This is a genomic window from Streptococcus sp. 3613, assembly GCF_013277375.1.
Classification (GTDB): Bacteria; Bacillota; Bacilli; order Lactobacillales; family Streptococcaceae; genus Streptococcus; species Streptococcus pseudopneumoniae.
This window is the reverse complement of record NZ_VMMV01000044.1, coordinates 13,149-40,130: the sequence shown is the minus strand read 5'-3', so window position 1 is coordinate 40,130 and position 26,982 is coordinate 13,149. Positions and strand designations below refer to the sequence as shown.

The following is a 26,982-nucleotide window of genomic DNA, read 5'->3' as shown; positions in this document are numbered from 1 at the left end:
AAACTAAATGATTATATAAGCAGTAAAATCATTTTATACTCTTCGAAAATCTCTTCAAACCAGGTCAGCGTCCATCTGCAACCTCAAAACAGTATTTTGATCTGACTTCGTCAGTTCTATCCACAACCTCAAAACACTGTTTTGAGCAACCTGCGGCTAGCTTCCTAGTTTGCTCTTTGATTTTCATTGAGTATTAGAACATACAAAGGAGGTCGTCATGGACAATATCATCGATGTGTCAATTCCCGTTGCAGAAGTGGTGGACAAGCATCCAGAAGTCTTGGAAATTCTAGTGGAGTTGGGTTTTAAACCCCTTGCCAATCCCTTAATGCGCAACACAGTCGGTCGCAAGGTATCGCTCAAACAAGGTTCTAAGCTGGAAGGAACTCCTATGGACAAGACTGTACGCACACTGGAAGCGAATGGCTACGAAGTGATTGGATTAGACTAATGACAGATGAACGGATTCATATCCTACGGGATATTTTGTTAGAATTGCACAATGGCGCCTCTCCTGAGTCGGTTCAAGAGCGCTTTGATGCGACCTTTACGGGCGTGTCAGCCATCGAGATTTCCCTTATGGAGCACGAGCTGATGAACTCGGACTCGGGCGTCACTTTTGAAGATGTTATGGAACTCTGTGATGTCCATGCTAATCTTTTTAAAAATGCTATCAAAGGTGTCGAAGTTTTAGATACCGAACACCCTGGGCACCCAGTTCGTGTCTTTAAGGAAGAAAATTTGGCCCTCCGTGCAGCTTTGATTCGCATTCGTAGATTGTTAGATACCTATGAGTTGATGGAAGACGAGGAAATGCTTGCGGAGATGCGCAAGGGCTTGGTGCGTCAGATGGGACTTGTGGGGCAATTTGACATCCATTACCAACGTAAAGAAGAACTCTTCTTTCCTATCATGGAGCGCTATGGACACGATTCACCTCCCAAAGTTATGTGGGGAGTGGATGATCAGATTAGGGAACTCTTTCAAACAGCTCTAACGACAGCCAAGTCACTACCAGAAGTGTCAATTAGCAGTGTAAAGGAAGCTTTTGAAGCTTTTGCGACAGAGTTTGAAAGTATGATTTTCAAGGAAGAGTCCATCCTCCTCATGATTCTCCTTGAGTCTTTTACTCAGGATGACTGGCTTCAGATTGCGGAGGAGAGCGATGCCTATGGCTATGCCATCATCCGTCCGTCAGAGAAATGGGTGCCAGAACGACAGAGCTTTATTGAGGAAAAGATTGCAGAGGAGCCTGTACAGCTAGATACGGCAGAAGGTCAAGTTCAACAAGTCATAGATACGCCAGAAGGCTATTTTACCATTACCTTTACCCCTAAGGAAAAGGAAGCTGTGCTGGACCGCCATAGTCAACAGGCTTTTGGTAATGGCTATCTTTCAGTCGAGCAGGCCAATCTCATCCTCAATCATCTCCCTATGGAGATTACCTTTGTCAATAAAGAAGATATTTTCCAGTATTACAATGACAATACGCCAGCTGATGAGATGATTTTCAAACGGACGCCGTCCCAAGTCGGGCGCAATGTCGAACTCTGTCATCCGCCTAAGTATTTGGACAAGGTCAAGGCTATCATGAAGGGACTTCGTGAGGGGACCAAGGACAAGTATGAAATGTGGTTCAAGTCTGAGTCGCGAGGTAAGTTTGTCCACATCACCTATGCTGCAGTACACGATGAAAACGGAGAATTCCAAGGTGTACTGGAATACGTTCAGGATATCCATCCCTACCGTGAGATTGATACGGACTATTTCCGTGGATTAGAATAAGGAGAAAAAATGAGTTACGAACAAGAATTTATGAAGGAATTTGAAGCTTGGGTCAATACCCAAATCATGATTAACGACATGGCGCACAAGGAAAGCCAAAAAGTTTACGAAGAAGACCAGGACGAGCGTGCCAAAGATGCCATGATTCGCTACGAGAGTCGCTTGGATGCTTATCTGTTCTTGCTTGGTAAGTTTGAAAACTTCAAAGTAGGCAAGGGATTCCATGATTTGCCAGAAGGCTTGTTTGGTGAGCGAAATTATTAAACGAGAAAGATTCTTGATTTTTCACTAAAATCTTGATAGAATGTTTATGTTAAATCCTTGTCAGAGCAGGGATTTTTTATTGAAAGGATTTTATCATGTCAAAGAAACTCAATCGTAAAAAACAATTGCGAAATGGCCTCCGTCGCGTAGGTGCCTTTTCAAGTACTGTGACTAAGGTTGTAGATGAGACAAAAAAAGTCGTGAAGCGTGCAGAACAGTCAGCAAGCGCAGCTGGTAAGGCTGTTTCTAAAAAAGTTGAACAAGCAGTAGAAGCTACCAAAGAGCAAGCTCAAAAAGTAGTTAATTCTGTAGAAGATTTTGCAGCAAACTTGGGTGGACTTCCCCTTGATCGTGCCAAGACTTTCTATGATGAAGGAATCAAGTCTGCTTCAGATTTCAAAAACTGGACTGAAAAAGAACTCCTTGCCTTGAAAGGAATCGGCCCAGCTACCATCAAGAAATTGAAAGAAAATGGCATCAAGTTCAAGTAATTTTTCTTGAGTCTTGCATTTCCGAGAAAAACTTGCTACAATAGAGCCATTAGAGGTGTTTTGAATCCCACATTTTACAGAAAGTGGCGGCGCTGAGAAGTCCACAAATGTGTCAAAACTGGTTGCTAATGACTGAAAAAATGAAATATTTCTGTCTTTTTATTTTAAAGACTAAAGATGCGGGCTTGGCCCGAAATTGGGTGGTACCGCGGATAAACACATTCGTCCCTGTCATGTAGATGGCAGGGATTTTCTTTTGCGTCTTAGTCAAAGGAGCTTGTTATGAAGCAATCTTTTAAAACAAGTAAACTCTATTATGGTTTTCCTATCTTCATTTTGGGGTATCAGGATCAGAATTTTGGACACAATATTACGACCTGTAGCTCCTCTTATAGCTTGGGAGATTGGCTAGTCATCGGTGTCGGAGCTGAGGAAAATGCGGCTGAGCAAATCAAGCATTATCAACAGTTCACCGTGAATATCCCTGATGAAAATCTCATGCTCGAGATGGAGCAGGCTGGTTTTATCAGTCATAGAGAGAAATTGAAACACCTGGGGCTAGACTACGAGATTTCTGAACGGACTCAGGCACCGATTTTAGAGGTTTGTCCAGTCGTGTTAGAATGTCAGGTAGATAGGATTGATGAGGAAGAGGGAATTTGTCATATTTTCGCTAAGATTGTTGAGCGATTTGTTGACCCAGAACTTTTGGATGAAAAGGGACATTTTAGAAATGACCGTTTTGCACCTACTTACTTTATGGGGATGGCCACCAGCGCGTTTATCGCTATTTAGATGACCGAGTAGACCCTATGGGGAGCTTCATTAAGAAAGCGAGGATGAAGGATGTCAAGAGCTGAATTACCAGAACGATTAGAAACCGAACGACTCGTCCTACGAGTTCGTACAGTGGCAGATGCTGAGGATATCCATACCTACGCTAGTCTCCCAGAGGTCGCCTATCCAGCAGGTTTTCCTCCAGTCAAGACCTTGGAAGATGAGATTTATTATCTGGAGCACATTCTTCCGAAGCGTAATCAAAAGGAAAATCTCCCAGCAGGCTACGGGATTGTCGTCAAAGGAACGGATAAGATCGTTGGCTCTGTTGATTTCAACCATCGCCATGAAGATGATGTGCTGGAAATCGGCTATACCTTACACCCAGACTATTGGGGGCGAGGCTATGTACCAGAAGCAGCGCTTGCCTTGATTGACTTAGCTTTTAAAGATTTGGGTCTCCACAAGATTGAACTGACTTGTTTTGGTTATAATGTCCAAAGTCAACGAGTCGCAGAAAAACTTGGATTTACCCTCGAAGCTCGTATCCGAGACCGCAAAGATGCCCAAAGGAATCGCTGTGATGATTTGAGATACGGCTTGCTGAAGAGCGAGTGGGAGGTGATTTGATGCATCTTTTCATCATTGGTGCTCCAGCATCAGGAAAAATGACCATTGGTCAAGAATTATCTCGACTGACGGATGCTACCCTATTTTATAACCATCAAGCCATTGATTTTGCACTAGAAATCTATCAGGACTATACAGAGGAAATGTGGGAATTTGTTCGTGGAATCACTTTTTCATTCCTTGGAGCAAGTGCAAGAAATCAGCGATCAGTAATTTTAACAGATGTAATTGATTTTTCAAATCAGTATCAGCTGATGTATTTAAAGCAAATTCAGAATTTGTTGGATGATTATCATCAAGAGATTCTTTTTGTTGAGTTGGAAACAAGTCTTGAAGAGTGCATACGTCGAAATCGAACGGAGAATCGATTAAAGCACAAACCCTTAAAACGGCATATTGAGGTATCTGAAAGAGAAATTTTAGAGACCGCTGAAACACTTCAATTAAATTCCCAATATCAACCGAATGAGTTGCACCACTACTTTAAAATAAATAATACGAATTTGTCTGCAGAAGAAGCTGCTAAGCAAATTCAAAATAAAATGAATACAATAGAGAAAGGACACACACATATCTAAACAACTTCATGAAGACGTTCTCAAGACTCAAGAAGTTCAAAAGTCGCAATCTTTTTCGTTCGTGATTCCTACCACCAAATGTAACTGGAAAACTCTACCTTAATCGCGCTTGGAGTACACCCTTCAAAGTAAACGAATCACAAAGAAACTGGGATTTCCCATTTAAGCCTGTATCCGAGGTCGTAAGAATATCCAATACAGCAGAGGTAGAGTTTGATTTATTGAAGAATGAGTTAGAGGAGAAAATAGATGGCTAAAAAGAAAAATAGAAAAAAGAATTAAACCGCCAGCAAAAGTTGGATATCAAAGTCGTTTCTGAAGAAGAGGTTGTCTGGACAGAACTACTGGCTAAAAAACCAACTTTTGTAGAACGTCGGACCATTCAAAATTTCGATGAACTACATACAACAGTGATGCAATATGCTGATGAACATGGAGAGTATCCAGATGTTCAGCTAATCAATTACCAACTGAAAAATAGGATTTTTGATTAGAATCAGGATCATGCTTTATTTAGAGAAGCTATGCATACTCCAAATACACAGAAGCGAAATGAACTGTTAAAACAAGTTTTAAAGATCAATCCAGATTATTTTGCTGCTGATTTTCACCCATTCTTATCAGAGGTTGAAGATTTTGATTTACCAACCTTTAGATTAGATTTAGGAGGCAAAGATTGAAATTAATGTATTATTTTAATACTGACAATAGATTGAAGAATCTTTTTGCTCAAACTTGGAAAATACTTATGTATGCGCTAACGTATTTTCCAATAATATCTCTAATTGTATTCTGTCTTACCGATTTTAAATTAGTTATAATTTTACAATTTGCCTTGATACTAATATATGTGTTTAACTATAAAAATCGATTTAATAAGTTTAGAGTTTTTCTTACTAAAAGTACTAAATCTTTAGCTTTTATGAACGCATGGGATGGAATATTTTGCGGAATCTTGACTTACATTCTTTATAACCTAAATCTAGTTGAATCAACTTTAATCAACTTATCTCAATATTTTTTTATTAATTATGGCATAAGTAAAAATCACATAAATAACTGGATTATCATTGTAATACTTTTAATATTACCATTTGTATTATCTGTTATAAAAACTGTAGGATCAATCAAGATATTTCAAAAAGTTAATAAAATAGATATCGTAAAGGGAAAGACACTGTGGAATGTATATGCCACGATGCTTATTATTTCGTTTTTATGGTATTATATCTATATTTATTACTTTATTTCTAAAGCTATTGATTTTCATTCCGATTTAATAACTGACATTTTTATATTTAATTCATTTATTGCGCTTTATTTAATATTCTGGTGGAGAATTCATAATCTAATTAGACATGGTGCAAAAGATACCAAAGAAGTAATAGCATCATGGCTAACTGGAACAATCTGTATATTGTTGTTAGCAATATTTAATCAAGTTGAAAATGAATTAATAAATGCTTTAACCTGGTTTTTGCCAATATTAATTCCTAGTCTAATTGGAGAAATAAATTCTCAATTTGATACAAAAAAATATAAGAAAAAACCAATAAGAACTGAGAAAATGGATAGACACCTCTATCGAACTCAACTATATAGTTTTCTTACTCTATTAATGTTGAGTATTATTCCAAAGTTAACCGAAATTATTTGGGGTTTAAAGATTAAGATGAAATTGGTCGAATTTATAACTCCCGCAGCTGATTGGATGTCTGAATTATTTGCCTCAACTATAATTATTTTCGTTTGTTTCATATTATCATTAGTTATTGGGAAGGCTATAATTTGGTTATTACAGTATTTCTATTTAAACACCCATAATGGATATTACGTGTATCGTGACAACATGCACAGTGTATTAATAAATCGTAGATATAAAAGAAATATTCATAAAAGGAGAAAAAATAATGTCTAATCAACTTTCACCTAAATACACTCCATCCTATGTTTAGGCTGGTCGTTACAAAAATGCCTTGATACGGATGTTTTCAAGCCGGCAGGAGATCAAAAGGCTAAGCCTTATTCAATCGTGATTCCCACCACCAAATGTAACTGGAAAAAACTCTACCTTAGTCACGCTTGGGGGATAACTTTCAAAGTAAACGAATCACAAAGAAACTGAGATTTCCCACTCAAGCCTGTAGCTGAGTCCCAAAGGATATCTAAGCCAGTTGAGTCGGGTCTATTGAAGAATGAGTTAGAGGAGAAAATAGATGGCTAAAAAGAAAAATAGAAAAAAAGAATTAAAACGCCAGCAAAAGTTGGATATCAAAATTATTTCTGAAGAAGAGGCTGCTTGGACAGAAATAATGGCTAAAAAACCAACTTTTGTAGAACGTCGACAAATTCAAAATTTCGATGAACTACATACAGCAGTGATGCAATATGCTGATGAACATGGAGAGTATCCAGATGTCCAGCTAATCAATTACCAACTAAAAAATAGGACTTTTGATTGGAATCAGGATCACGCTTTATTTAGAGAAGCTATGCATACTCCAAATACACAAAAGCGAAATAAACTGTTAAAGCAAGTTTTAAAGATCAATCCAGATTATTTTGCGGCTGATTTTCACTTATTCTTATCAGAAGTTAAAGATTTTGATTTACCAACCTTTAAAAAAGTACTGGATTTTGAAGTTCTAGTTTTAGAAAAATGGAAAATGAACGGATACAATAGTTGGAATTATTTTGAAGCTCGCCCTATCCTGTCTGCTCTGATGTTTCTGATTGAATATTATATGACAGAAAAATTTTACTTTAAGGCTTTGGACTTGGTTAACTTATACTTAAGTAAGCGACCAGAACGTTTTCCTCCTAATTTTGTCTTCTGTATGCTTTCCTTGTATCATATTACTGGTCAGGAATTAAAGGTTGAACGTTTCTATTGTGAAGAATTAAATAAAGGAAAGCGGGATGATACCATCCTTATTCATGCCATCATCTCTGCTTTTTCTCAAGGAAAAATTGAGGAAGCCAGTCAGCTATTTGCAAAATTAGTGGAAATCAATGATGAAGCTGTTGAATTCTTCATAGAGAAAGACTGGCAATTCAATATTTTAGACATTGAAGAACAAGAATGCTATTGTCCAAATTCAGTTGAATCGCTACAAGCTAGTTTGTATCCTCTGCTTGACTATTTACAAGAAAATATTATCTTAACAGAATTTTTAACAAAAGAAGCCAAGAAATTCCGTCGTAAACCAGTATTTTCGAATCATTCCAGTGTGTTAAGAAATCTATCCCAGGTTACAGACTGGTATTCCTTTATGAGCGAGGAAAAAATGAAGGGAATCCGGATGGATCTTGTTCGCATCTTTGTTGAAAATGGGATTCGTACATCTTCAGATTTCAAAAAATGGACTGAAAAAGAAGTTCTCGCTTTGAAGGGAATTGGTCCTGTAACCGTTAAAAAGCTGAAAGAAAACGGCATAAAGTTTAAGAAAGAGAAGTAATTGTTTATGGAAGGGGGGAGGTGAAATTGTCTTGAATGAAATTTCTAATTTCATCCTGTATACTACACCAAATGGCGACGTTCAGCTAGATATCCTTTTACAAGATGAAAATCTTTGGTTGACTCAAAAAGGTCTTGCAGAGCTCTTTGGAGTTGAACGAAGTGTCATTACAAAGCACTTAAAAAACATTTATGATAGTGGTGAGTTGGATAAGGTGTCAACTTGTGCAAAATTTGCACAGGTTCAACAAGAGGGAAATAGAACTGTCCGACGTGAACTTGAATATTACAATCTGGATGCTATCATTTCAGTTGGCTATCGCGTAAATTCCAGCAAGGCTACTCAATTTAGAATTTGGGCAACCAAGACCTTGAAAGAATTTATCATCAAAGGTTTTGTTTTGAATGATGAACGCTTGAAACAAGGACAGACAGTTTTCGGACAAGATTATTTCCGTGAACTTTTAGAACGAATTCGCTCTATTCGTTCTAGCGAGCGCCGAATCTATCAACAAATTACGGATATCTTTGCCGAATGTGCCATAGATTATGATCGAAACTCGGATATTACTAAAAACTTCTATGCTATGGTGCAAAATAAATTTCATTATGCAATTACTGGAAGTACGGCTGCAGAAATTATCTATCAGCAAGCTGATGCTAGTAAAGAAAAAATGGGATTAACTACTTGGAAACATGCACCTGATGGACGAGTGCTCAAATCAGATGTAACGGTAGCCAAAAATTATTTGCAAGAAAAAGAAATTCGACAACTAGAGCGAACTGTTACAGCCTATTTTGATTATATCGAGGGTTTAGTTGAGCGCCGTAATACGTTTACAATGCGAGGATTGGCAGATAGTATTGATCGCTTTCTATCCTTTAATGAATATGAAATCTTAGAAGGAAAAGGAAGCATTTCCAAGAAACAAGCAGACTCAAAAGCCATCCAAGAGTATGAAAAATTTAACCGAACTCAAAAAATTATATCGGACTTTGATAAACATATTCTGAAGATAATGAGAGAAAGTTAATGTAAAATTTTTATACAGTTTCTTTTTTACTAATAGAAGATACTGAAAAAATCAGATGTGCTGAATCAAGGCATATCTTCTACATACTAATTTTATTTAAAGATATTAACTAGAAAGGACACACACATGTCTAAAGAACTTTCACCTAAATACAATCCAGCCGAGGTTGAGGCTGGTCGTTACCAAAAATGGCTTGACGCTGATGTTTTCAAGCCTTCAGGAGATCAAAAGGCTAAGCCTTATTCAATCGTCATTCCGCCACCAAACGTAACTGGGAAACTTCACCTTGGTCACGCTTGGGATACGACTTTGCAAGATATCATCATCCGTCAAAAACGCATGCAAGGCTTTGATACCCTTTGGCTTCCAGGTATGGATCACGCTGGGATTGCCACTCAGGCTAAGGTTGAGGAGCGCTTGCGTGGAGAAGGCATTACACGTTATGACCTAGGTCGTAAAAAATTCCTCGACAAGGTCTGGAAATGGAAAGACGAATATGCCACTACTATCAAGGAACAATGGGGTAAGATGGGGCTCTCTGTAGACTACTCTCGTGAGCGTTTCACTCTTGACGAAGGTTTGTCAAAAGCTGTTCGTAAGGTCTTTGTGGACCTTTACAAGAAAGGGTGGATCTATCGTGGTGAATTCATCATCAACTGGGACCCAGCTGCACGCACAGCCCTTTCTGATATTGAAGTTATCCACAAGGATATCGAAGGTGCCTTCTACCACATGAACTACATGCTGGAAGACGGATCTCGCGCCCTTGAAGTTGCGACCACTCGTCCTGAGACCATGTTTGGGGACGTTGCGGTTGCGGTCAATCCAGAAGACCCACGCTACAAGGACTTGATCGGTAAAAACGTCGTCCTTCCAATCGCTAATAAATTGATCCCAATCGTTGGTGATGAGCACGCAGATCCTGAGTTTGGTACTGGTGTCGTGAAAATTACACCTGCCCACGATCCAAACGACTTCTTGGTTGGTCAACGTCACAACTTGCCACAAGTCAATGTTATGAACGACGACGGTACTATGAATGACTTAGCCTTCGAATTTGCAGGCATGGACCGTTTTGAAGCTCGTAAGGCAGTCGTTGCTAAGTTGGAAGAAATCGGTGCCCTCGTTAAAATTGAAAAACGTGTCCACAGTGTTGGTCACTCAGAGCGTACTGGTGTTGTGGTTGAACCACGCTTGTCTACTCAATGGTTCGTCAAGATGGACCATTTGGCTAAGAACGCCATTGCCAACCAAGACACAGAGGACAAGGTTGAATTCTACCCACCTCGTTTCAACGATACCTTCCTCCAATGGATGGAAAATGTCCACGACTGGGTAATCTCTCGTCAGCTCTGGTGGGGTCACCAAATCCCTGCTTGGTACAATGCTGAGGGTGAAATGTACGTTGGCGAAGAAGCTCCAGAAGGTGACGGATGGACTCAGGACGAAGACGTCTTGGATACTTGGTTCAGTTCTGCCCTTTGGCCATTCTCAACTATGGGCTGGCCTGATGTCGACTCAGCAGACTTCAAACGTTACTTCCCAACTTCAACCTTGGTAACAGGTTACGACATCATCTTCTTCTGGGTGTCTCGTATGATCTTCCAGTCATTGGAATTCACAGGCCGTCAACCATTCCAAAACGTGCTTATCCACGGTCTCATTCGTGACGAGCAAGGACGCAAGATGTCTAAGTCTCTCGGTAACGGGATTGACCCAATGGATGTCATCGAGAAATACGGTGCCGATGCCCTTCGTTGGTTCCTTTCAAACGGTTCTGCACCAGGTCAAGACGTCCGCTTCTCTTACGAGAAAATGGATGCCTCATGGAACTTCATTAACAAGATCTGGAACATCTCTCGCTACATCCTCATGAACAATGAAGGCTTGACCCTTGAGCAAGCAACTGCCAATGTGGAAAAAGTTGACAACAAGGAAGCTGGAAATGTCACAGATCGCTGGATTCTCCACAACCTCAATGAAACCATCGGAAAAGCAACTGCCAACTTTGACAAGTTTGAGTTTGGTGTGGCTGGACACATCCTCTACAACTTCATCTGGGATGAGTTTGCGGACTGGTATGTTGAGTTGACCAAGGAAGTCCTTTATAGTGACAACGAAGAAGAGAAAGTCATCACGCGTTCTGTTCTCCTTTATACTTTGGATAAGATTCTTCGTCTCCTTCACCCGATCATGCCATTCGTGACAGAGGAAATCTTTGGACAAATCTCAGAAGGCTCTATCGTGACAGCTGCATACCCAACTGTTAATCTAGCCTTTGAAGACCTTGCGGCTCACACTGGTGTGGAAAGTCTCAAAGACTTGATCCGTGCCGTTCGTAATGCGCGTGCGGAAGTAAACGTAGCACCAAGTAAGCCAATCACAATCCTTGTTAAGACTAGCGATAGTGACTTGGAAGCCTTCTTTAACAGCAATGTCAACTACATCAAACGTTTCACAAATCCAGAACACTTGGAAATTGCATCAAACATCCCTGCACCTGAACTCGCAATGTCAAGCGTCATCACAGGAGCAGAAATCTACTTGCCACTGGCAGACCTCCTCAATGTCGAAGAAGAACTGGCTCGTCTCGACAAGGAACTGGCTAAATGGCAAAAAGAACTAGATATGGTGGGCAAGAAACTCTCTAACGAACGCTTCGTCGCCAATGCTAAACCAGAAGTCGTCCAAAAAGAACGCGACAAACAAGCCGACTACCAAGCCAAATACGACGCGACAGTTGCACGTATTGATGATATGAAGAAGTTGGTGAAGTAGTGTGAAGTGAGATATACTTGGAAGATGATTTACACCTCACACCTGCTTTTTTATGTAGTTTGTGTTAAACTGATAGTACTGCCTCCATGGTGAAAGGAGAATATATATGAAACTAACAATAGAAAATATAGGTAATGTAAAGAATGCAGAAATTGAAATAAATGGAATTTCAGTTATTGCAGGTCAAAATGGCACTGGAAAAAGTACAATAAGTCGTTCTTTATTTTCAATATTTAGTGCCAATTATGATGTTATAAAAAAAATTTCTAACGATCGAACTAAAGCAATTAATGATTTTTTAGAAGACTATCTCTCTGATATCGAAATGAATCGTAAAAATAATTCTGAAATAGGGATTGCTAGAAGAATCGTTCCGAGTTTCCTTTATACAGAATTGACAAAAATCATTTCAAAAAATTTATTGATATTTCTTGATAAAAATTATAGTGAACATAATAATGAATCCCTTAAGAAGAGTATCATTGAATCAATTAATGAATTCAATAAACGAAATTCAAAATACTTTGTATTAAATATTAAGGATTTGGACCTAAATGTTTTATCTGAAAATATAAAAGAAATTCTATCTCAGTCAGACCAATCTATCTTTAACCAAATTTTAACTGCTCATTTAACTGATGAATTTCATAATCAAATAAATAATATATACGACCCATTGACAGGACTAATTTCTTTAAGAATAAAAGATGAACAAATAAATGTTGAAGTTAACAAAAATAGAGCTACTGCAGATAAATTGATAAATTTTAAAACAGATGTAGTATACATAGATGATGCTGCTGCAATAGTTGAAAATTTATTTTCAACTAAATTTTTAAATAAATTTTCAACTAAATTTTTAAATGAATTTTTAAATAAAATTGATTTAAAATTGGATCATAATGCTCATTTAATGGAGCAGCTTAGAGATGAAAGAAACAACACTTACACATTACGAGCTAAGATAACTGACAGATTAAATTTGGTGTTTAATGAAATAAATCATATATTGAAGACTGATATTGTTAATAGTTCAGAAGATGAGGAAGATGAAAAAAAACTTAATATAATCAATTATTCTTCAGGTATGAAAACGTTCTATTTAATTAAATCTCTTTTAGAAAATGGTGTGATTAGAGAAAATGGGACACTCATTTTAGATGAACCAGAAGTCCATTTACATCCAGAATGGCAATTGAAATTTGCTGAAATTATAGTATTACTTCAGAAAGAATTTGGATTACATATCTTAATCAATTCCCATAGTCCTTATTTAGTTGAAGCGATTGATATATTTAGCAAAAAAAATGATACAAATGATTCTGTTAAGTATTATCTTGCTAATAGTTCTATTGAAGATGTTACTGACTCGATTGATAAGATTTATGAGCAAATGTATGTTCCTTTAAATCGCCTTGAGGAGCTAGCGGAGGATTTTGATGGTGAGTAAAATAATTTTCTCTATATTACATGATTTTAATATTAGATTTTCTGAATGTCGTAGCGATATTAAAACCTGCTCATATGATTCTGATTCTAACTATAATTTGGTAAACTCTAAATATACTTGTTATAATTTTGATAAGATTTCAGAAATTATTTTTAAAAAACATAGCTTTGATAAATGGCAATCTGTAGATACAATTCTGCCTCTTCTTCCTGTAGATGCTGATAGTAAATTATATTTAATAGAGTTTAAGAATTCAAAAAATATTCCATATGCTAACGTTAGAGCTAAAATATTATCGAGTTTGTTCCTACTAGAAAATTTTTATGGATTGCAAAAAACTGATTATAAAAAAATAGTGACAGTTACTGTAGTTAAATCACAAAAAGGTAAAAGACATTTAAATGAAATTAGACAACATCAGGCAAAAATAAGTGGTAAGTCACCTTATAAAGTTGAAAATTTTAGGGCTTTAGAAGATTTTTATGGAATTGAATCTTTTAAATATCCCCCTGAAAAATTTATAGAATTTATAGAGAATAATAATTTAGTCAGTTAAAATTAAAATACTAAAATTTTATAGCTTTGATTAAAAACCAGCTCACTACACAACAACCCCTCTAAGTTCGAACCGCTCTGAGAAGTACAACATTGCAGTTTCTTCTCAGGTGTTGGGGGATTTGAACAAACCAACGAGTTCAGAGTGGTGTATCCTATGAGTTTGATAAGTATGCAAGCTAGAATTATTCATTTAATCAAACCATTCATCCAAAAGGCATTACAAATGAGTGCATGGGATGTTGAGTATAACTCTTTTATTACTTCTTCATAGAACTTATTATGAATGTTTTTTATAGTTCACCCCAATTTCACCATTTACCGATGACACAGAAAAACAATTGAAAGGATATTTCTATGCAACCAACTTACAACATTGACAACCCAAACTTGTCTTATGAAGCTAAGCGTGACTTATGGCGGATAGGTTTTGGTCTGCAGAAAGTTGACAATCTAGTGCCATCAGCGTATATGGAATCTTTGGCTGAGAAACAGTCCCGGGGTGAACTGACTTACGAGCAGGTTTATGAGGATGCAACGGCTTATCACCATACTATTGATGCAAGTACGGAAGAGGCAGACTTGGTTTCTCTACGTATTGTAGAACTATTGTCTCGAAGAGGCTTTAGCTTTAGTCCTGCGACCTTACTTGCTATTCATAAGGAGTTGTTTCAAGATATATTTGAACCCTCTATTCCGGTGGGGCAATTTCGTCAGACCAATATCACAAAGAATGAACCTGTTTTGAATGGTGAAAGTGTTGTGTACTCTGATTACTCCATGATTCAAATGACCTTGGATTATGATTTTAATCAGGAAAAACAAGTTGCATATGCGACACTAACTCAGGCGGATGTGGTTAAACAAATCCAGCATTTTATTTCAGGAATCTGGCAGATTCATCCATTTCGCGAAGGAAACACTCGGACAGTAACGGTCTTTTTGATTCAGTATCTTCGTGAGTTTGGTTTTGATATTGATAATACACCATTTCAGCAACATGCCAAGTATTTTCGTGATGCCTTGGTATTAGATAATGCAAAGATTTTACAGCGACGTCCTGAGTTTTTAACAGCTTTTTTTGAAAATCTCTTGCTCGGTGGTCAAAATGATTTGTCTTCAGAAAAAATGTATCTAGATTTAGACCTCGATTTTTCATAATCCTAATACTGAGTAAACATTGAATTTTAGGAAAAAATGAAGTAAATATTCTCACAAGAAAACGTATATCATCAAAGTTTTAGGTCACTTGATAATATGCGTTTTTTGAATTTTATAGACTGCTCGTTTAAACTCTATTTACCTCGTACATTCCGGAGCGAGACGGAATATTAGCCACATACAAAATGAGTACTATTAGGATTTTATTTTCGTGTACAATTTCAGCTATTCTTGTTATAATCAGCCTATAGGAATCAAGGAGGTGATTGTTATGGCTGTTTTTGTGTCTTTGGATGGAATTGTGGTAGAAGTACTTGATGTCTTTTCTTCTTTTAATGGGGATAGTGAGTTTTTCTTGTGTAAACATCTTAAAGACAAGAGTCAGTTTGTGATGGAACGCTCTCAGTTCGAGGAGATGTTCCAACTTCAAAGTAGTCGCTTGACGACGCAAGAAAAATTACAATTGTTTACCTCCGTGTTTGCTGGCCGTTATGATGTTTATGCTAAGAGTTTCATCAATGATCAAGGGAAAATTCAGTATTTTCCGTCCTATGATTATGGTTGGAAGCAGTTGCCACCTGAAAAACGGAGTTTCCAGACATTGACGGATTCCGTTTTGAAATCTCATTTTCGTGGGGAGACAGCTATCGGTATCTTTCCTATGCACTTAGATGATAGCTGTTATTTTTTGGTACTTGATTTGGATGAAGGAGATTGGAAAGAAGCTGGTTTAACCATTCGAAGAATAGCCAGGGAACGCCAGATGGAAGCCCATTTAGAGATTTCTCGTTCGGGTCACGGACTCCATATTTGGTTCTTCTTTGAGGAAGCGATTCCGAGTCGAGAGGCTCGCTTGTTTGGAAAGAAACTGTTAGAACTGGCAATGCAGGAAAGTATGCAACTGTCCTTTGATTCTTTTGATCGCATGTTTCCAAATCAGGATGTTCTTCCTAAAGGTGGATTTGGTAATTTGATTGCCCTTCCTTTTCAAGGAGAAGCTTATCATCAAGGGCGAACGGTCTTTGTGGATGAACATTTTCAGCCTTATGAAGACCAATGGAGGTATCTACAAGAAATTCAGAGGGTTTCAACTGCTAAAGTGGCACTGTTAATCCAAGAGGAGTTAGGTAAGGAAGAATTGGATAAGGAGTTGAAGGTCGTCTTATCCAATATGATCCAACTTGAAAAATCGTCTGTGACACCCAAGACACTGTTTTTCTTGAAAAATATGGCTTCATTTTCTAATCCCGAATTTTATTTAAAGCAGGCTATGCGACAGCCAACCTATCAAATTCCTGAGCGAATGTATTTATTTGGAGAATCCGATCATTATTTATGGCTGCCAAGAGGCTTGCTGTATCCATTGCAAGATAAATTTAAGCAGGTATCTGTGGAAGATAGGAGAAAGGTACAAAGGTCTATTAGAGTGGAATTTAAGGGAGAACTCACTTTTGAGCAAGAGTTAGCCCTGTCAGATATGATTTCCAAAGAAAATGGTTTACTCCATGCGGAGACTGGTTTTGGGAAGACCGTTTTAGGTGCTGCTCTCATCTCTGAACGGAAGACAAAAACAATTATTCTAGTTCATAATAAGCAACTCTTAGACCAATGGCTGGATCGTTTAAACCGTTTTCTGACTTTCGAAGAGGCAGAAGCTACCCGTTATACACCATCAGGTCGTGAAAAGGTAATCGGCTATGTTGGGCAGTACGGTGGGACTAAGAAATGGCTGAGTAAACTGGTTGATGTTGTTATGATTCAATCTCTATTTAAGTTGGAAAATAGTCAAAGTCTTTTGGATGAGTATGAGATGATGATTGTGGATGAGTGTCATCATGTCTCTGCCTTGATGTTTGAAAAAGTTGTTGCTCAGTTTAGAGGGAAGTATCTTTACGGTTTGACGGCTACGTCTGAGCGTAAGAATGGTCATGAGCCTATTGTTTTTCAGAGAATTGGTGAGATACTCCATACTGCTGATAAGAGGGAAACGGATTTTAAACGGCAAGTGCAATTAAGATTCACTTCTTTTGGTCATTTGGAGATTGAAAAGACCAAAGCAAGTAATTTTATACAGCTTAGTGATTGGATTGCTACTGACTCAGTGAGGAATCAGTTGATTCTCAAGGATATTCTAGACCAAGTGGCAGAAGGGCGGAATATCTTGGTTCTAGTCAATCGAATTCAACAGATAGATGTCTTTGAAAAGTTATTGAAAGAGAAAGAGGTTGATGACTGTTATATTATTAGCGGAAAAACCAAAGTCCGAGATAGAACAAGTTTAATGGAGACGTTAGAACAGTTAGATAAAGGGTTTGTTTTATTGTCTACTGGAAAATACATTGGCGAAGGTTTTGACTTGCCTCAGCTAGACACGCTTATATTGGCAGCACCCTTTTCTTGGAAAAATAATTTAATTCAGTATGCAGGTCGGATTCATAGAAACTACAAGGATAAGTCTTTGGTACGGATTTTCGATTATGTGGATATTCATGTTCCTTATTTAGAAAAGATGTTTCAGAAACGACAAGTAGCTTATCGAAAGATGGATTATCGTGCCATCGAGGGTGAGGAGAAACAATTCGTTTATGTTGATAGTAGATATGAGAAGGTGTTGAGAGAGGACTTAGCAGGGGAAAGACAGGAATGTATGCTTATTTTACCTTATGTGCACCAGACAAAACTGATGAAATTTCTAAAAGAATTTAGGATTAGTCAAATTGAGATATGTATACCAGAGACGGTTGCAAATAAAGCATGGCTAGACCAGTTGAAGAGCCAGAAAATTAAAGTGTCTTTTACTCAATCAAAAATAGTCACGCCTATTCTTTTGGTAAACAAGACCATTGTTTGGTATGGTGCAATGCCATTATTAGGGAAGGTAGATGAAGTGACCATATTACGTTTGGAATCAGCTAGTATAGTTTCTGAACTAGTGGCAGGTTTACGATAGAGAAAATTTTTAAAAATTTCTATGTATGATTTTCATTTCTTTAGTGAGAGTGATGACATTTTCACATTCGAATCACACAAAATAAAAAAATTTCTACAAGTACTTGACAAATAGATTGAAATATCTTAAAATGAAAATGGTTACAGAGTTATTAATTATTTAAGCTTCATGTCACCATTAAAAATTGAAATAAAAGGATGTTATCACTAATACAAGTGAGCAGGAACCTATTTAATCACATCGGAAGAAGTTTCTTGATGTTTTTAAGTAGGTTCTTTTTATTTTAAAAGGGAAATTTTATGATCATAAAACGAATACTAAACCACAATGCTGTAATTGCGCAAAGTAAAAAAGATATCGATATTCTTCTTTTTGGAAGGGGAATAGCTTTTGGAAGAAAAATTGGAGATAAAGTAAATCCAATTGATATTGAGAAAAGTTTTTTTCTCAAAAATAGAGATAATATGACCCGTTTTACAGAGATGTTTATTAACGTTCCTTTGGAGTTGGTGTACATCACCGAAAAAATAATTAATCTAGGTAAAATAACATTGGGTAATAATTTTGATGAGATTATCTATATAAATCTAACGGATCATATTTCTTCGAGTATAGAACGTTATAAAGAAGGAGTTATTATTTCGAATCCCCTACGTTGGGAAATCTCGAAATATTATAAAGAAGAATTTGAGCTTGGGAAAAGGGCTTTACAAATAATAAAAAAAGAGTTAGGTATTGAACTTCCAATTGACGAAGCTGCATTCATAGCGCTACATTTTGTTAATGCTAATTTAGAAAATAATTTTCAAGAGTCGTATAAAATCACTGAAATAATTATGGGAATTGAGAAAATCATTCAAGATTTCTATTGTACTGAGTTTAACCAAGATTCTATTGATTATTATAGATTCATAACTCATATAAAATTATTTGCCCATCGCTTGGTTGAAAATACAACTTATTGTGACGATGATGATGAAGACTTGTTAGCATTAATGAAAAATAAATATCCTAGAGAATATGAATGTGGTGAACAGGTGGCAATGTTTATACAAACTGAGTACAATTATTTGCTGACTTCTAGTGAATTAGTTTATTTGATGGCTCATATTCGTCGTTTAACAAAAAATTTAGATTAATAGAATAGGAGAATACCATGAGTTATAAAGATACAGTACAAAAAATCCTCGATGTAATTGGAGGCGAAAAAAATGTCAATAGAGTTACCCATTGTGTAACACGTTTAAGATTAGAATTAAAAGATGAAAATTTAGTCAATGATGATGATGTGAAGAAGATACCAGGTGTAATAGGTATTATGAAAAAGAATGGGCAATATCAAATTATACTTGGTAATGATGTAGCCAATTATTATAAAGAATTCATTAAACTTGGCAATTTTGAAACAGATTCAGTTGATCAAGGGCACAAAGGGAATATTTTAGAAAGAATCATTGAATATATCGCTGGTTCCATGACTCCAATCATTCCAGCAATGTTAGGGGGAGGTATGTTGAAAGTCTTGGTAATCATTTTACCAATGCTTGGTATATTGCAATCAGATTCTCAAACTATTGCTTTTTTGACATTTTTTGGGGATGCTCCATATTATTTCTTACCGCTGTTATTAGCTTATTCTGCATCACAAAAATTAAAAGTAACATCTACATTAGCTATGTCTGTAGCAGGTGTACTTCTCCATCCAAATTTTGTTCAAATGGTGCAATCAGGGAATCCTCTTAGTTTATTTGGTGCACCTGTGACACCAGCTAGTTATGGTTCATCAGTCATTCCAATTCTTATTATGGTTTGGTTGATGAAATATATTGAAAAAATGATTGCTAAATTAACACCAGCTGTTACTAAGAGTTTTTTGCAACCTACGCTAGTATTACTAGTATCAAGCTTTATTGCCTTAGTTGTAGTCGGACCTATTGGAGTAATTGTTGGTCAAGGATTATCAAATCTAGTTGGGCAAATGTATGGTGTAGCTGGATGGCTTACATTAGCTATTCTTGGTGCTATTATGCCATTTATTGTTATGACTGGAATGCATTGGGCTTTTGCACCTATTTTTTTGGCGGCCTCTATTGCTACTCCAGACGTATTAATTCTTCCAGCAATGTTAGGGTCAAACTTAGCTCAAGGGGCTGCTTCGATGGCTGTTGCATTAAAGAGTAAAAATAATAATACAAAACAAATTGCTTTTGCAGCAGGTTTCTCAGCCTTACTTGCAGGAATTACCGAACCTGCATTATATGGTGTAACTTTAAAATATAAAAAACCACTTTATGCAGCTATGATTGGTGGTGGATTAGCGGGATTATTTGCAGGTCTTACGAGTGTTAAAGCCTATCTATTTGCTGTCCCATCTTTGATAGCGTTGCCTCAATTTATTTATTCTGATGTACCATCAAATATTGTAAATGCTTTAATTGTGGTGGTCATTTCGGTTGTTATTACCTTTGTCTTGGCTTATATATTTGGAATCGATGAAGAAGAGAGTTCTAGCCATTTAGAAGTTGAGGCTAGAGTTTCAAATAAAAAAATGGTATTTTCTCCTATATCAGGAGAAATCATTCCGTTAAGTGATGTCCAGGATAAAACATTTTCAGATAAACTTATTGGAGACGGAGTAGCGATTATCCCAAATGAGGGTAAGGTTTATGCACCATTCGATGGGGAAATTACAAATATTTTTCCGACTAAGCACGCAATTGGATTGAAGAGTGATGAAGGTGTTGAGTTGCTAATTCATATTGGATTAGATACTGTTGAGTTAAAAGGTCAAGGCTTTATTAGTCATGTAGAAGAAGGAGATAGAGTTTTTAAAAATCAGTTGATTTTTGAAATGGACTTAAATTTAATCAAGACTAAAGGCTACGAAACAGTTACACCAGTGATTGTAACGAATACCAATGATTTTCTAGATGTATTAGTATTACCTAATAATCAGACAATCGAGCATTCTAAGGAATTACTGGTAATATTATAATGGAGGAAAGTTATGACCATTTTTCCAGATGATTTTCTTTGGGGTGGAGCGGTTGCAGCTAATCAAGTAGAGGGAGCATATAATGAAGATGGTAAGGGCTTATCAGTTCAGGATGTGTTACCCAAAGGTGGATTAGGAGAAGCAACAGAAAATCCTACAGAAGATAACTTAAAACTGTTAGGTATTGATTTTTATCATAAATATAAGGAAGATATATCCTTGTTTTCTGAAATGGGCTTTAATGTTTTTCGTACTTCTATTGCATGGAGTAGAATTTTTCCAAAAGGAGATGAAGAAGAACCTAACGAAGCTGGTTTGAAATATTATGATGAATTGTTTGATGAACTACATGCTCACGGGATAGAGCCACTTGTAACTCTTTCACACTATGAGACTCCATTATATTTAGCAAGAAAATATCATGGATGGGTTGATAGGAGAATGATTCATTTTTATGAAAAATTTGCTCGAACAGTTTTAGAAAGGTATAAAGATAAAGTTAAATATTGGCTTACATTTAACGAAGTAAACTCTGTTTTGGAATTACCGTTTACTAGTGGAGGAATAGATATACCTAAGGAGAATCTTTCGAAACAAGAATTATATCAAGCTATACATCATGAATTAGTCGCCTCGAGTTTGGTTACAAAAATTGCTCGTGAGATTCATTCAGAGTTTAAGGTGGGGTGTATGGTATTAGCTATGCCAGCTTATCCAATGACTCCAAATCCAAAAGATGTATGGGTGACTCATGAGTATGAGAATCTAAATTATCTATTTTCAGATGTGCATGTTAGAGGTTATTATCCGAATTATGCAAAAAGATATTTTAAGGAACATGACATTAACATAGAGTTTGCAGCTGAAGATGCAGAGTTATTAAAAAATTATACTGTAGATTTTTTATCCTTTAGCTATTACATGAGTGTGACTCAATCTGCTCTTCCAACACAGTATAATTCAGGAGAAGGGAATATTATTGGTGGTTTAGTAAATCCTTATTTAGAGTCTTCAGAGTGGGGATGGCAAATTGATCCAATTGGACTACGTATAATTTTAAATAGATATTATGACCGTTATCAAATTCCATTATTTATAGTGGAAAACGGATTAGGTGCTAAAGATCAACTAATAAAAGATGAATTTAATAACTTAACAGTCCAAGATGATTATAGAATTCAGTATATGAAAGAACATTTATTGCAAGTAGCTGAAGCTCTACAAGATGGTGTGGAAATTATGGGCTATACGTCTTGGGGATGTATTGACTGCGTTTCTATGTCCACTGCACAGCTTTCTAAGAGGTACGGTCTCATTTATGTTGATCGAAATGATGATGGAAATGGCACATTCAATCGATATAAGAAAATGTCCTTTACTTGGTATAAAGGAGTGATTGAATCAAATGGAGAATCCTTATTTAAATAGTTTGTTTATTGATGATTAGATATTATCACGGTTAAGGCAACATCTCATTGAATATGAAATAAAGAGGTTTGGAAGACATCAAATTCTAAACCTCTTTATTTTATAGGGGGATTAATTAATTTAATTTTGTTACAGAGAGCCGATTATAAATAGTTAACTTAGGATAGATTGGTTATATATAGTAGACTGAATCTAAAATAGTACGAAACAATTGCTAAAACGTTTATAGAAATTAATTTTACTTTCCCAATCGATTTGTTTTCATCTTATTTCAATCCGCTATAAAGTTAGATAAGAATAAGCTAACAAGCAGAAGTAAGATAGGTCTTGCAAGAATGGTAAAAATCTGATAAACTAAGTAGTAATTGAATAGGAATCTGAAAGACTAGTAGCCCAAGGGAAGTATATCAGGGAGGAGAGCCGTGACTGCAAGCTCTCTATATGAAAGCTGGGTGAATTCACTTGCGCATGGATTTAGAAATGAAGGTCTGACTTGTCAGATGAAAACGGATGGTACCGCGTGTCAACGCTCCGAGTGGAGTTTTTGGCATGTGGTTTTCTTTTTATCTACGAGAGACTGATGGAGGAAATATGTCAACTATTGAAGAACAATTAAAAGCGCTTCGCGAAGAAACGCTGGCTAGCTTGAAGCAGATTACTGCTGGAAATGAAAAAGAGATGCAAGATTTGCGTGTCTCTGTCCTTGGTAAAAAGGGTTCGCTCACTGAAATCCTCAAAGGGATGAAAGATGTTTCTGCTGAGATGCGTCCAATCATTGGGAAACACGTCAATGAAGCTCGTGATGTCTTGACAGCTGCTTTTGAAGAAACAGCTAAGCTCTTGGAAGAAAAGAAAGTCGCGGCTCAACTGGCTAGCGAGAGTATCGATGTGACGCTTCCAGGTCGTCCAGTTGCGACTGGTCACCGTCACGTTTTGACACAAACCAGTGAAGAAATCGAAGATATCTTCATCGGTATGGGTTATCAAGTCGTGGATGGTTTTGAAGTGGAGCAAGACTACTATAACTTTGAACGTATGAACCTTCCAAAAGACCACCCAGCTCGTGATATGCAGGATACTTTCTATATCACTGAAGAAATCTTGCTCCGTACCCACACGTCTCCAGTTCAGGCGCGTGCTATGGATGCCCATGATTTTTCTAAAGGTCCTTTGAAGATGATCTCGCCAGGGCGTGTCTTCCGTCGCGATACGGACGATGCGACCCACAGTCATCAATTCCACCAAATTGAAGGCTTGGTTGTTGGGAAAAATATCTCTATGGCAGACCTTCAAGGAACCCTTCAGTTGATTGTCCAAAAAATGTTTGGTGAAGAGCGTCAAATTCGTTTGCGTCCATCTTACTTTCCATTCACAGAGCCATCTGTTGAGGTGGATGTTTCTTGCTTCAAATGTGGTGGAGAAGGCTGTAACGTATGTAAGAAAACAGGTTGGATCGAAATTATGGGGGCCGGTATGGTTCACCCACGTGTCCTTGAAATGAGTGGTATCGATGCGACTGTATACTCTGGCTTTGCCTTTGGTCTTGGACAAGAGCGTGTAGCTATGCTCCGTTATGGAATCAACGATATCCGTGGATTCTACCAAGGAGATGTCCGCTTCTCAGAACAGTTTAAATAATGATTAGAAAAGTAGAAATGGTAGATGTTGAGGTGTTGGCTAAAATTGCCAAACAAACCTTTCGTGAAACATTTGCTCATGATAATACGGAAGAGCAGTTACAGGAATACTTTGAAGAGGCTTATAGTCTGAGAGTTTTATCAACTGAGTTGGAAAATCCTGACTCCGAAACCTATTTCATTATGCATGAAGAGGAGATAGCTGGTTTTCTCAAAGTCAACTGGGGAAGTGCTCAAACTGAGAGAGAATTAGAGGACGCTTTTGAAATTCAACGCCTCTATGTGCTACAAAAATTCCAAGGATTTGGATTCGGTAAGCAACTGTTTGAATTTGCTCTTGAACTTGCTACAAAAAATAGTTTTTCTTGGGCTTGGTTAGGTGTTTGGGAGCATAATACAAAAGCTCAAGCGTTTTATAATCGATATGGTTTTGAAAAATTTAGCCAACATCATTTTATGGTTGGTCAAAAAGTAGATACGGATTGGTTACTGCGAAAGAAATTAAGGTAAGAAGAGGATTCTTCTATTGAAATGATAGGAAAGGAAAAGAACCAGTGTGGCAATGGTCATTCTGGAGAACTAAATTATGCTTGTATCTTATAAATGGTTAAAAGAATTGGTGGACATTGATGTGCCATCACAGGAGTTGGCTGAAAAAATGTCAACCACAGGGATCGAGGTAGAAGGTGTCGAATCACCGGCTGCTGGTCTCTCAAAAATTGTCGTCGGTGAGGTCTTGTCCTGCGAAGATGTGCCAGAAACTCACCTTCATGTTTGTCAGGTTAACGTTGGCGAAGAAGAAGCCCGTCAAATCGTCTGTGGTGCCCCAAATGTGCGTGCTGGTATCAAGGTTATGGTGGCTCTTCCAGGAGCTCGCATCGCTGACAACTACAAAATCAAAAAAGGAAAAATCCGTGGTTTAGAGTCACTTGGAATGATCTGTTCGCTTGGCGAATTGGGAATTTCTGACTCAGTTGTGCCTAAGGAATTCGCAGATGGCATCCAAATTTTGCCAGAAAATGCCGTTCCAGGTGAGGAAGTCTTCTCATACCTAGACTTGGATGATGAAATCATCGAACTGTCTATCACACCAAACCGTGCAGATGCCCTTTCTATGCGTGGAGTGGCTCACGAAGTGGCAGCTATCTATGACAAGGCAGTCAACTTTAAAGAATTTACTCTTTCAGAAACTGACCAAGCTGCAGCAGATGTTCTTTCTGTGGGCATTGATACAGACAAGGCGCCTTACTATGCAGCTCGTATCTTGGATAATGTGACGATTGCACCAAGTCCACAATGGTTGCAAAACCTTCTCATGAACGAAGGAATCCGTCCTATTAACAACGTAGTGGACGTGACAAACTACATCCTGCTCTACTTTGGTCAACCTATGCATGCCTTTGACTTGGATACCTTTGAAGGGACTGACATCCGTGTGCGTGAAGCGCGTGCTGGTGAAAAATTAGTGACTTTAGATGGTGAAGAACGTGACTTAGAGGTGAATGACTTAGTTATCACTGTCGCAGACAAACCAGTAGCCCTTGCAGGTGTCATGGGCGGTCAAGCAACAGAAATTTCTGAGAAATCTAGTCGTGTCGTCCTTGAAGCTGCAGTCTTCAACGGAAAATCTATCCGCAAGACTAGTGGTCGTCTTAACCTTCGTTCTGAGTCATCTTCTCGCTTTGAAAAAGGTATCAATGTGGCAACTGTTAACGAAGCCCTTGATGCGGCGGCTAGCATGATTGCAGAACTTGCAGGTGCGACGGTGCGTAAAGGTATCGTTTCAGCGGGTGAACTTGATACCTCTGATGTGGAAGTTTCTTCTACCCTTGCTGACGTCAACCGTGTCCTCGGAACTGAGCTTTCATACGCTGATGTAGAAGATGTCTTCCGTCGTCTTGGCTTTGGTCTTTCTGGAAATGCAGACAGCTTTACAGTCAGCGTCCCACGTCGTCGCTGGGATATCACTATCGAGGCAGACCTCTTTGAAGAAATCGCTCGTATCTATGGCTATGATCGCTTGCCAACCAGCCTTCCAAAAGACGATGGTACAGCTGGTGAATTGACTGCAACTCAAAAACTTCGCCGTCAAGTTCGTACCATTGCTGAAGGAGCAGGTTTGACAGAAATCATCACCTATGCTCTAACAATTCCTGAAAAAGCAGTTGAGTTTACGGCTCAACCAAGTAACCTTACTGAACTCATGTGGCCAATGACAGTGGACCGTTCTGTCCTCCGTCAAAATATGATTTCTGGTATCCTAGATACAGTTGCTTACAACGTGGCTCGTAAGAACAAAAACTTGGCTCTTTACGAGATTGGAAAAGTCTTTGAACAGATAGGCAATCCAAAAGAAGAACTTCCAAATGAGATCAACAGCTTTGCTTTTGCCTTGACAGGCTTAGTTGCTGAAAAAGATTTCCAAACAGCAGCAGTTCCAGTTGATTTCTTCTATGCTAAGGGAATCCTTGAAGCCCTATTTACTCGTTTGGGACTCCAAGTAACCTATATAGCAACATCTGAAATCGCTAGCCTTCATCCAGGTCGTACAGCCGTGATTTCACTCGGTGACCAAGTTCTTGGTTTCCTTGGCCAAGTGCATCCAGTCACTGCCAAGGCTTACGATATTCCAGAAACGTATGTAGCTGAGCTTAACCTTTCAGCCATCGAAGGGGCGCTCCAACCTGCTGTTCCATTTGTGGAAATCACGAAATTCCCAGCAGTCAGCCGTGACGTTGCCCTTCTCCTCAAGGCAGAAGTAACTCACCAAGAAGTTGTAGATGCTATCCAAGCTGCCGGCGTGAAACGTTTGACAGATATCAAACTCTTTGACGTCTTCTCAGGTGAGAAATTGGGACTTGGTATGAAGTCCATGGCTTATAGCTTGACCTTCCAAAATCCAGAAGATAGCTTAACGGACGAAGAAGTCGCACGATATATGGAAAAAATCCAAGCGTCGCTCGAAGAAAAAGTGAATGCAGAAGTGCGTTAAACGATAGTAGGATATAAATT

Annotated in this window: 23 protein-coding genes and 1 pseudogene; 23 read left to right on the top strand and 1 reads right to left on the bottom strand. The window is 37.8% G+C overall.

Annotated features, from left to right (window positions below; all coding sequences use genetic code 11):
- Positions 1–64 precede the first annotated feature (64 nt).
- Entirely contained in the window at positions 65–187 is a 123-nt protein-coding gene (locus HT708_RS05740; protein ID WP_007285182.1) for a hypothetical protein, read from the bottom strand.
- 30 nt (positions 188–217) lie between these two features.
- Between HT708_RS05740 and HT708_RS05735 the strand changes: the two genes are divergently transcribed.
- The 23 genes and pseudogenes from HT708_RS05735 (at position 218) to pheT (ending at position 26,962) form a co-directional block, all read left to right on the top strand.
- Positions 218–451 (top strand): DUF1858 domain-containing protein, encoded by a 234-nt coding sequence (locus HT708_RS05735; protein WP_172926105.1) that lies wholly within the window; start codon positions 218–220, stop codon positions 449–451.
- Positions 451–1,785, top strand: coding sequence for a DUF438 domain-containing protein (locus HT708_RS05730; RefSeq protein ID WP_172926104.1), 1,335 nt, complete (start codon positions 451–453; stop codon positions 1,783–1,785). Before HT708_RS05735 ends, HT708_RS05730 begins: the two co-directional genes overlap by 1 nt.
- A gap of 9 nt (positions 1,786–1,794) precedes the next feature.
- Positions 1,795–2,049 (top strand): DUF1912 family protein, encoded by a 255-nt coding sequence (locus HT708_RS05725; RefSeq protein WP_023933271.1) that lies wholly within the window; start codon positions 1,795–1,797, stop codon positions 2,047–2,049.
- Between the two features lie 95 nt (positions 2,050–2,144).
- Positions 2,145–2,540 carry a helix-hairpin-helix domain-containing protein gene (locus HT708_RS05720; RefSeq protein WP_172926103.1) on the top strand — a complete coding sequence of 132 codons (396 nt, stop codon included), beginning with the start codon at positions 2,145–2,147 and terminating at the stop codon, positions 2,538–2,540.
- A 282-nt stretch (positions 2,541–2,822) separates the two neighbouring features.
- Positions 2,823–3,400 (top strand): annotated as a pseudogene (locus tag HT708_RS05715) (flavin reductase family protein).
- A complete protein-coding gene (locus HT708_RS05710; protein WP_138701092.1) occupies positions 3,387–3,947 on the top strand; it encodes a GNAT family protein in 561 nt (186 codons plus the stop codon). The pseudogene HT708_RS05715 and the gene HT708_RS05710 overlap by 14 nt, the downstream one beginning before the upstream one ends.
- Positions 3,947–4,525 carry an AAA family ATPase gene (locus HT708_RS05705; protein WP_031222973.1) on the top strand — a complete coding sequence of 193 codons (579 nt, stop codon included), beginning with the start codon at positions 3,947–3,949 and terminating at the stop codon, positions 4,523–4,525. The genes HT708_RS05710 and HT708_RS05705 overlap by 1 nt, the downstream gene beginning before the upstream one ends.
- Positions 4,526–4,821: 296 nt before the next feature.
- The gene (locus HT708_RS05700; RefSeq protein ID WP_007284866.1) at positions 4,822–5,019 is read left to right on the top strand and encodes a hypothetical protein; all 198 of its coding nucleotides are present in this window, start codon (positions 4,822–4,824) and stop codon (positions 5,017–5,019) included.
- 30 nt (positions 5,020–5,049) lie between these two features.
- Positions 5,050–5,205: a hypothetical protein gene (locus HT708_RS05695; protein WP_004237269.1), complete on the top strand. Its 156-nt coding sequence runs from the start codon at positions 5,050–5,052 to the stop codon at positions 5,203–5,205.
- Positions 5,206–5,210: 5 nt separating this feature from the next.
- Positions 5,211–6,443, top strand: coding sequence for a hypothetical protein (locus tag HT708_RS05690; protein ID WP_033606863.1), 1,233 nt, complete (start codon positions 5,211–5,213; stop codon positions 6,441–6,443).
- A 298-nt stretch (positions 6,444–6,741) separates the two neighbouring features.
- Positions 6,742–7,983, top strand: a complete 1,242-nt coding sequence (locus HT708_RS05685; RefSeq protein ID WP_001085116.1) for a hypothetical protein — start codon at positions 6,742–6,744, stop codon at positions 7,981–7,983.
- 31 nt (positions 7,984–8,014) lie between these two features.
- On the top strand, positions 8,015–9,016 hold the full coding sequence (locus HT708_RS05680) for a virulence RhuM family protein (RefSeq protein WP_001002884.1): 1,002 nt from the start codon (positions 8,015–8,017) through the stop codon (positions 9,014–9,016).
- Positions 9,017–9,142: 126 nt separating this feature from the next.
- Positions 9,143–11,794 carry a valine--tRNA ligase gene (locus HT708_RS05675; RefSeq protein ID WP_050971554.1) on the top strand — a complete coding sequence of 884 codons (2,652 nt, stop codon included), beginning with the start codon at positions 9,143–9,145 and terminating at the stop codon, positions 11,792–11,794.
- A gap of 106 nt (positions 11,795–11,900) precedes the next feature.
- On the top strand, positions 11,901–13,244 hold the full coding sequence (locus HT708_RS05670; protein ID WP_000778677.1) for an AAA family ATPase: 1,344 nt from the start codon (positions 11,901–11,903) through the stop codon (positions 13,242–13,244).
- Positions 13,234–13,800: a hypothetical protein gene (locus HT708_RS05665; protein WP_000253751.1), complete on the top strand. Its 567-nt coding sequence runs from the start codon at positions 13,234–13,236 to the stop codon at positions 13,798–13,800. Before HT708_RS05670 ends, HT708_RS05665 begins: the two co-directional genes overlap by 11 nt.
- A gap of 356 nt (positions 13,801–14,156) precedes the next feature.
- Positions 14,157–14,960 carry a Fic/DOC family protein gene (locus HT708_RS05660; protein WP_023936623.1) on the top strand — a complete coding sequence of 268 codons (804 nt, stop codon included), beginning with the start codon at positions 14,157–14,159 and terminating at the stop codon, positions 14,958–14,960.
- A 271-nt stretch (positions 14,961–15,231) separates the two neighbouring features.
- The gene (locus HT708_RS05655) at positions 15,232–17,910 is read left to right on the top strand and encodes a DEAD/DEAH box helicase family protein (protein WP_172926102.1); all 2,679 of its coding nucleotides are present in this window, start codon (positions 15,232–15,234) and stop codon (positions 17,908–17,910) included.
- Positions 17,911–18,209: 299 nt separating this feature from the next.
- Positions 18,210–19,049, top strand: coding sequence for a PRD domain-containing protein (locus HT708_RS05650; protein ID WP_000584532.1), 840 nt, complete (start codon positions 18,210–18,212; stop codon positions 19,047–19,049).
- 17 nt (positions 19,050–19,066) lie between these two features.
- The gene (locus HT708_RS05645) at positions 19,067–20,905 is read left to right on the top strand and encodes a beta-glucoside-specific PTS transporter subunit IIABC (RefSeq protein ID WP_166731071.1); all 1,839 of its coding nucleotides are present in this window, start codon (positions 19,067–19,069) and stop codon (positions 20,903–20,905) included.
- 12 nt (positions 20,906–20,917) lie between these two features.
- Positions 20,918–22,333: a glycoside hydrolase family 1 protein gene (locus tag HT708_RS05640; protein WP_172926101.1), complete on the top strand. Its 1,416-nt coding sequence runs from the start codon at positions 20,918–20,920 to the stop codon at positions 22,331–22,333.
- A 591-nt stretch (positions 22,334–22,924) separates the two neighbouring features.
- Positions 22,925–23,971, top strand: a complete 1,047-nt coding sequence (gene pheS / locus HT708_RS05635; protein WP_001818763.1) for a phenylalanine--tRNA ligase subunit alpha — start codon at positions 22,925–22,927, stop codon at positions 23,969–23,971.
- Positions 23,971–24,480, top strand: a complete 510-nt coding sequence (locus HT708_RS05630; protein ID WP_000619957.1) for an N-acetyltransferase — start codon at positions 23,971–23,973, stop codon at positions 24,478–24,480. Before pheS ends, HT708_RS05630 begins: the two co-directional genes overlap by 1 nt.
- A 76-nt stretch (positions 24,481–24,556) precedes the next feature.
- The gene (pheT, locus tag HT708_RS05625; RefSeq protein ID WP_172926100.1) at positions 24,557–26,962 is read left to right on the top strand and encodes a phenylalanine--tRNA ligase subunit beta; all 2,406 of its coding nucleotides are present in this window, start codon (positions 24,557–24,559) and stop codon (positions 26,960–26,962) included.
- Positions 26,963–26,982 lie beyond the last annotated feature (20 nt).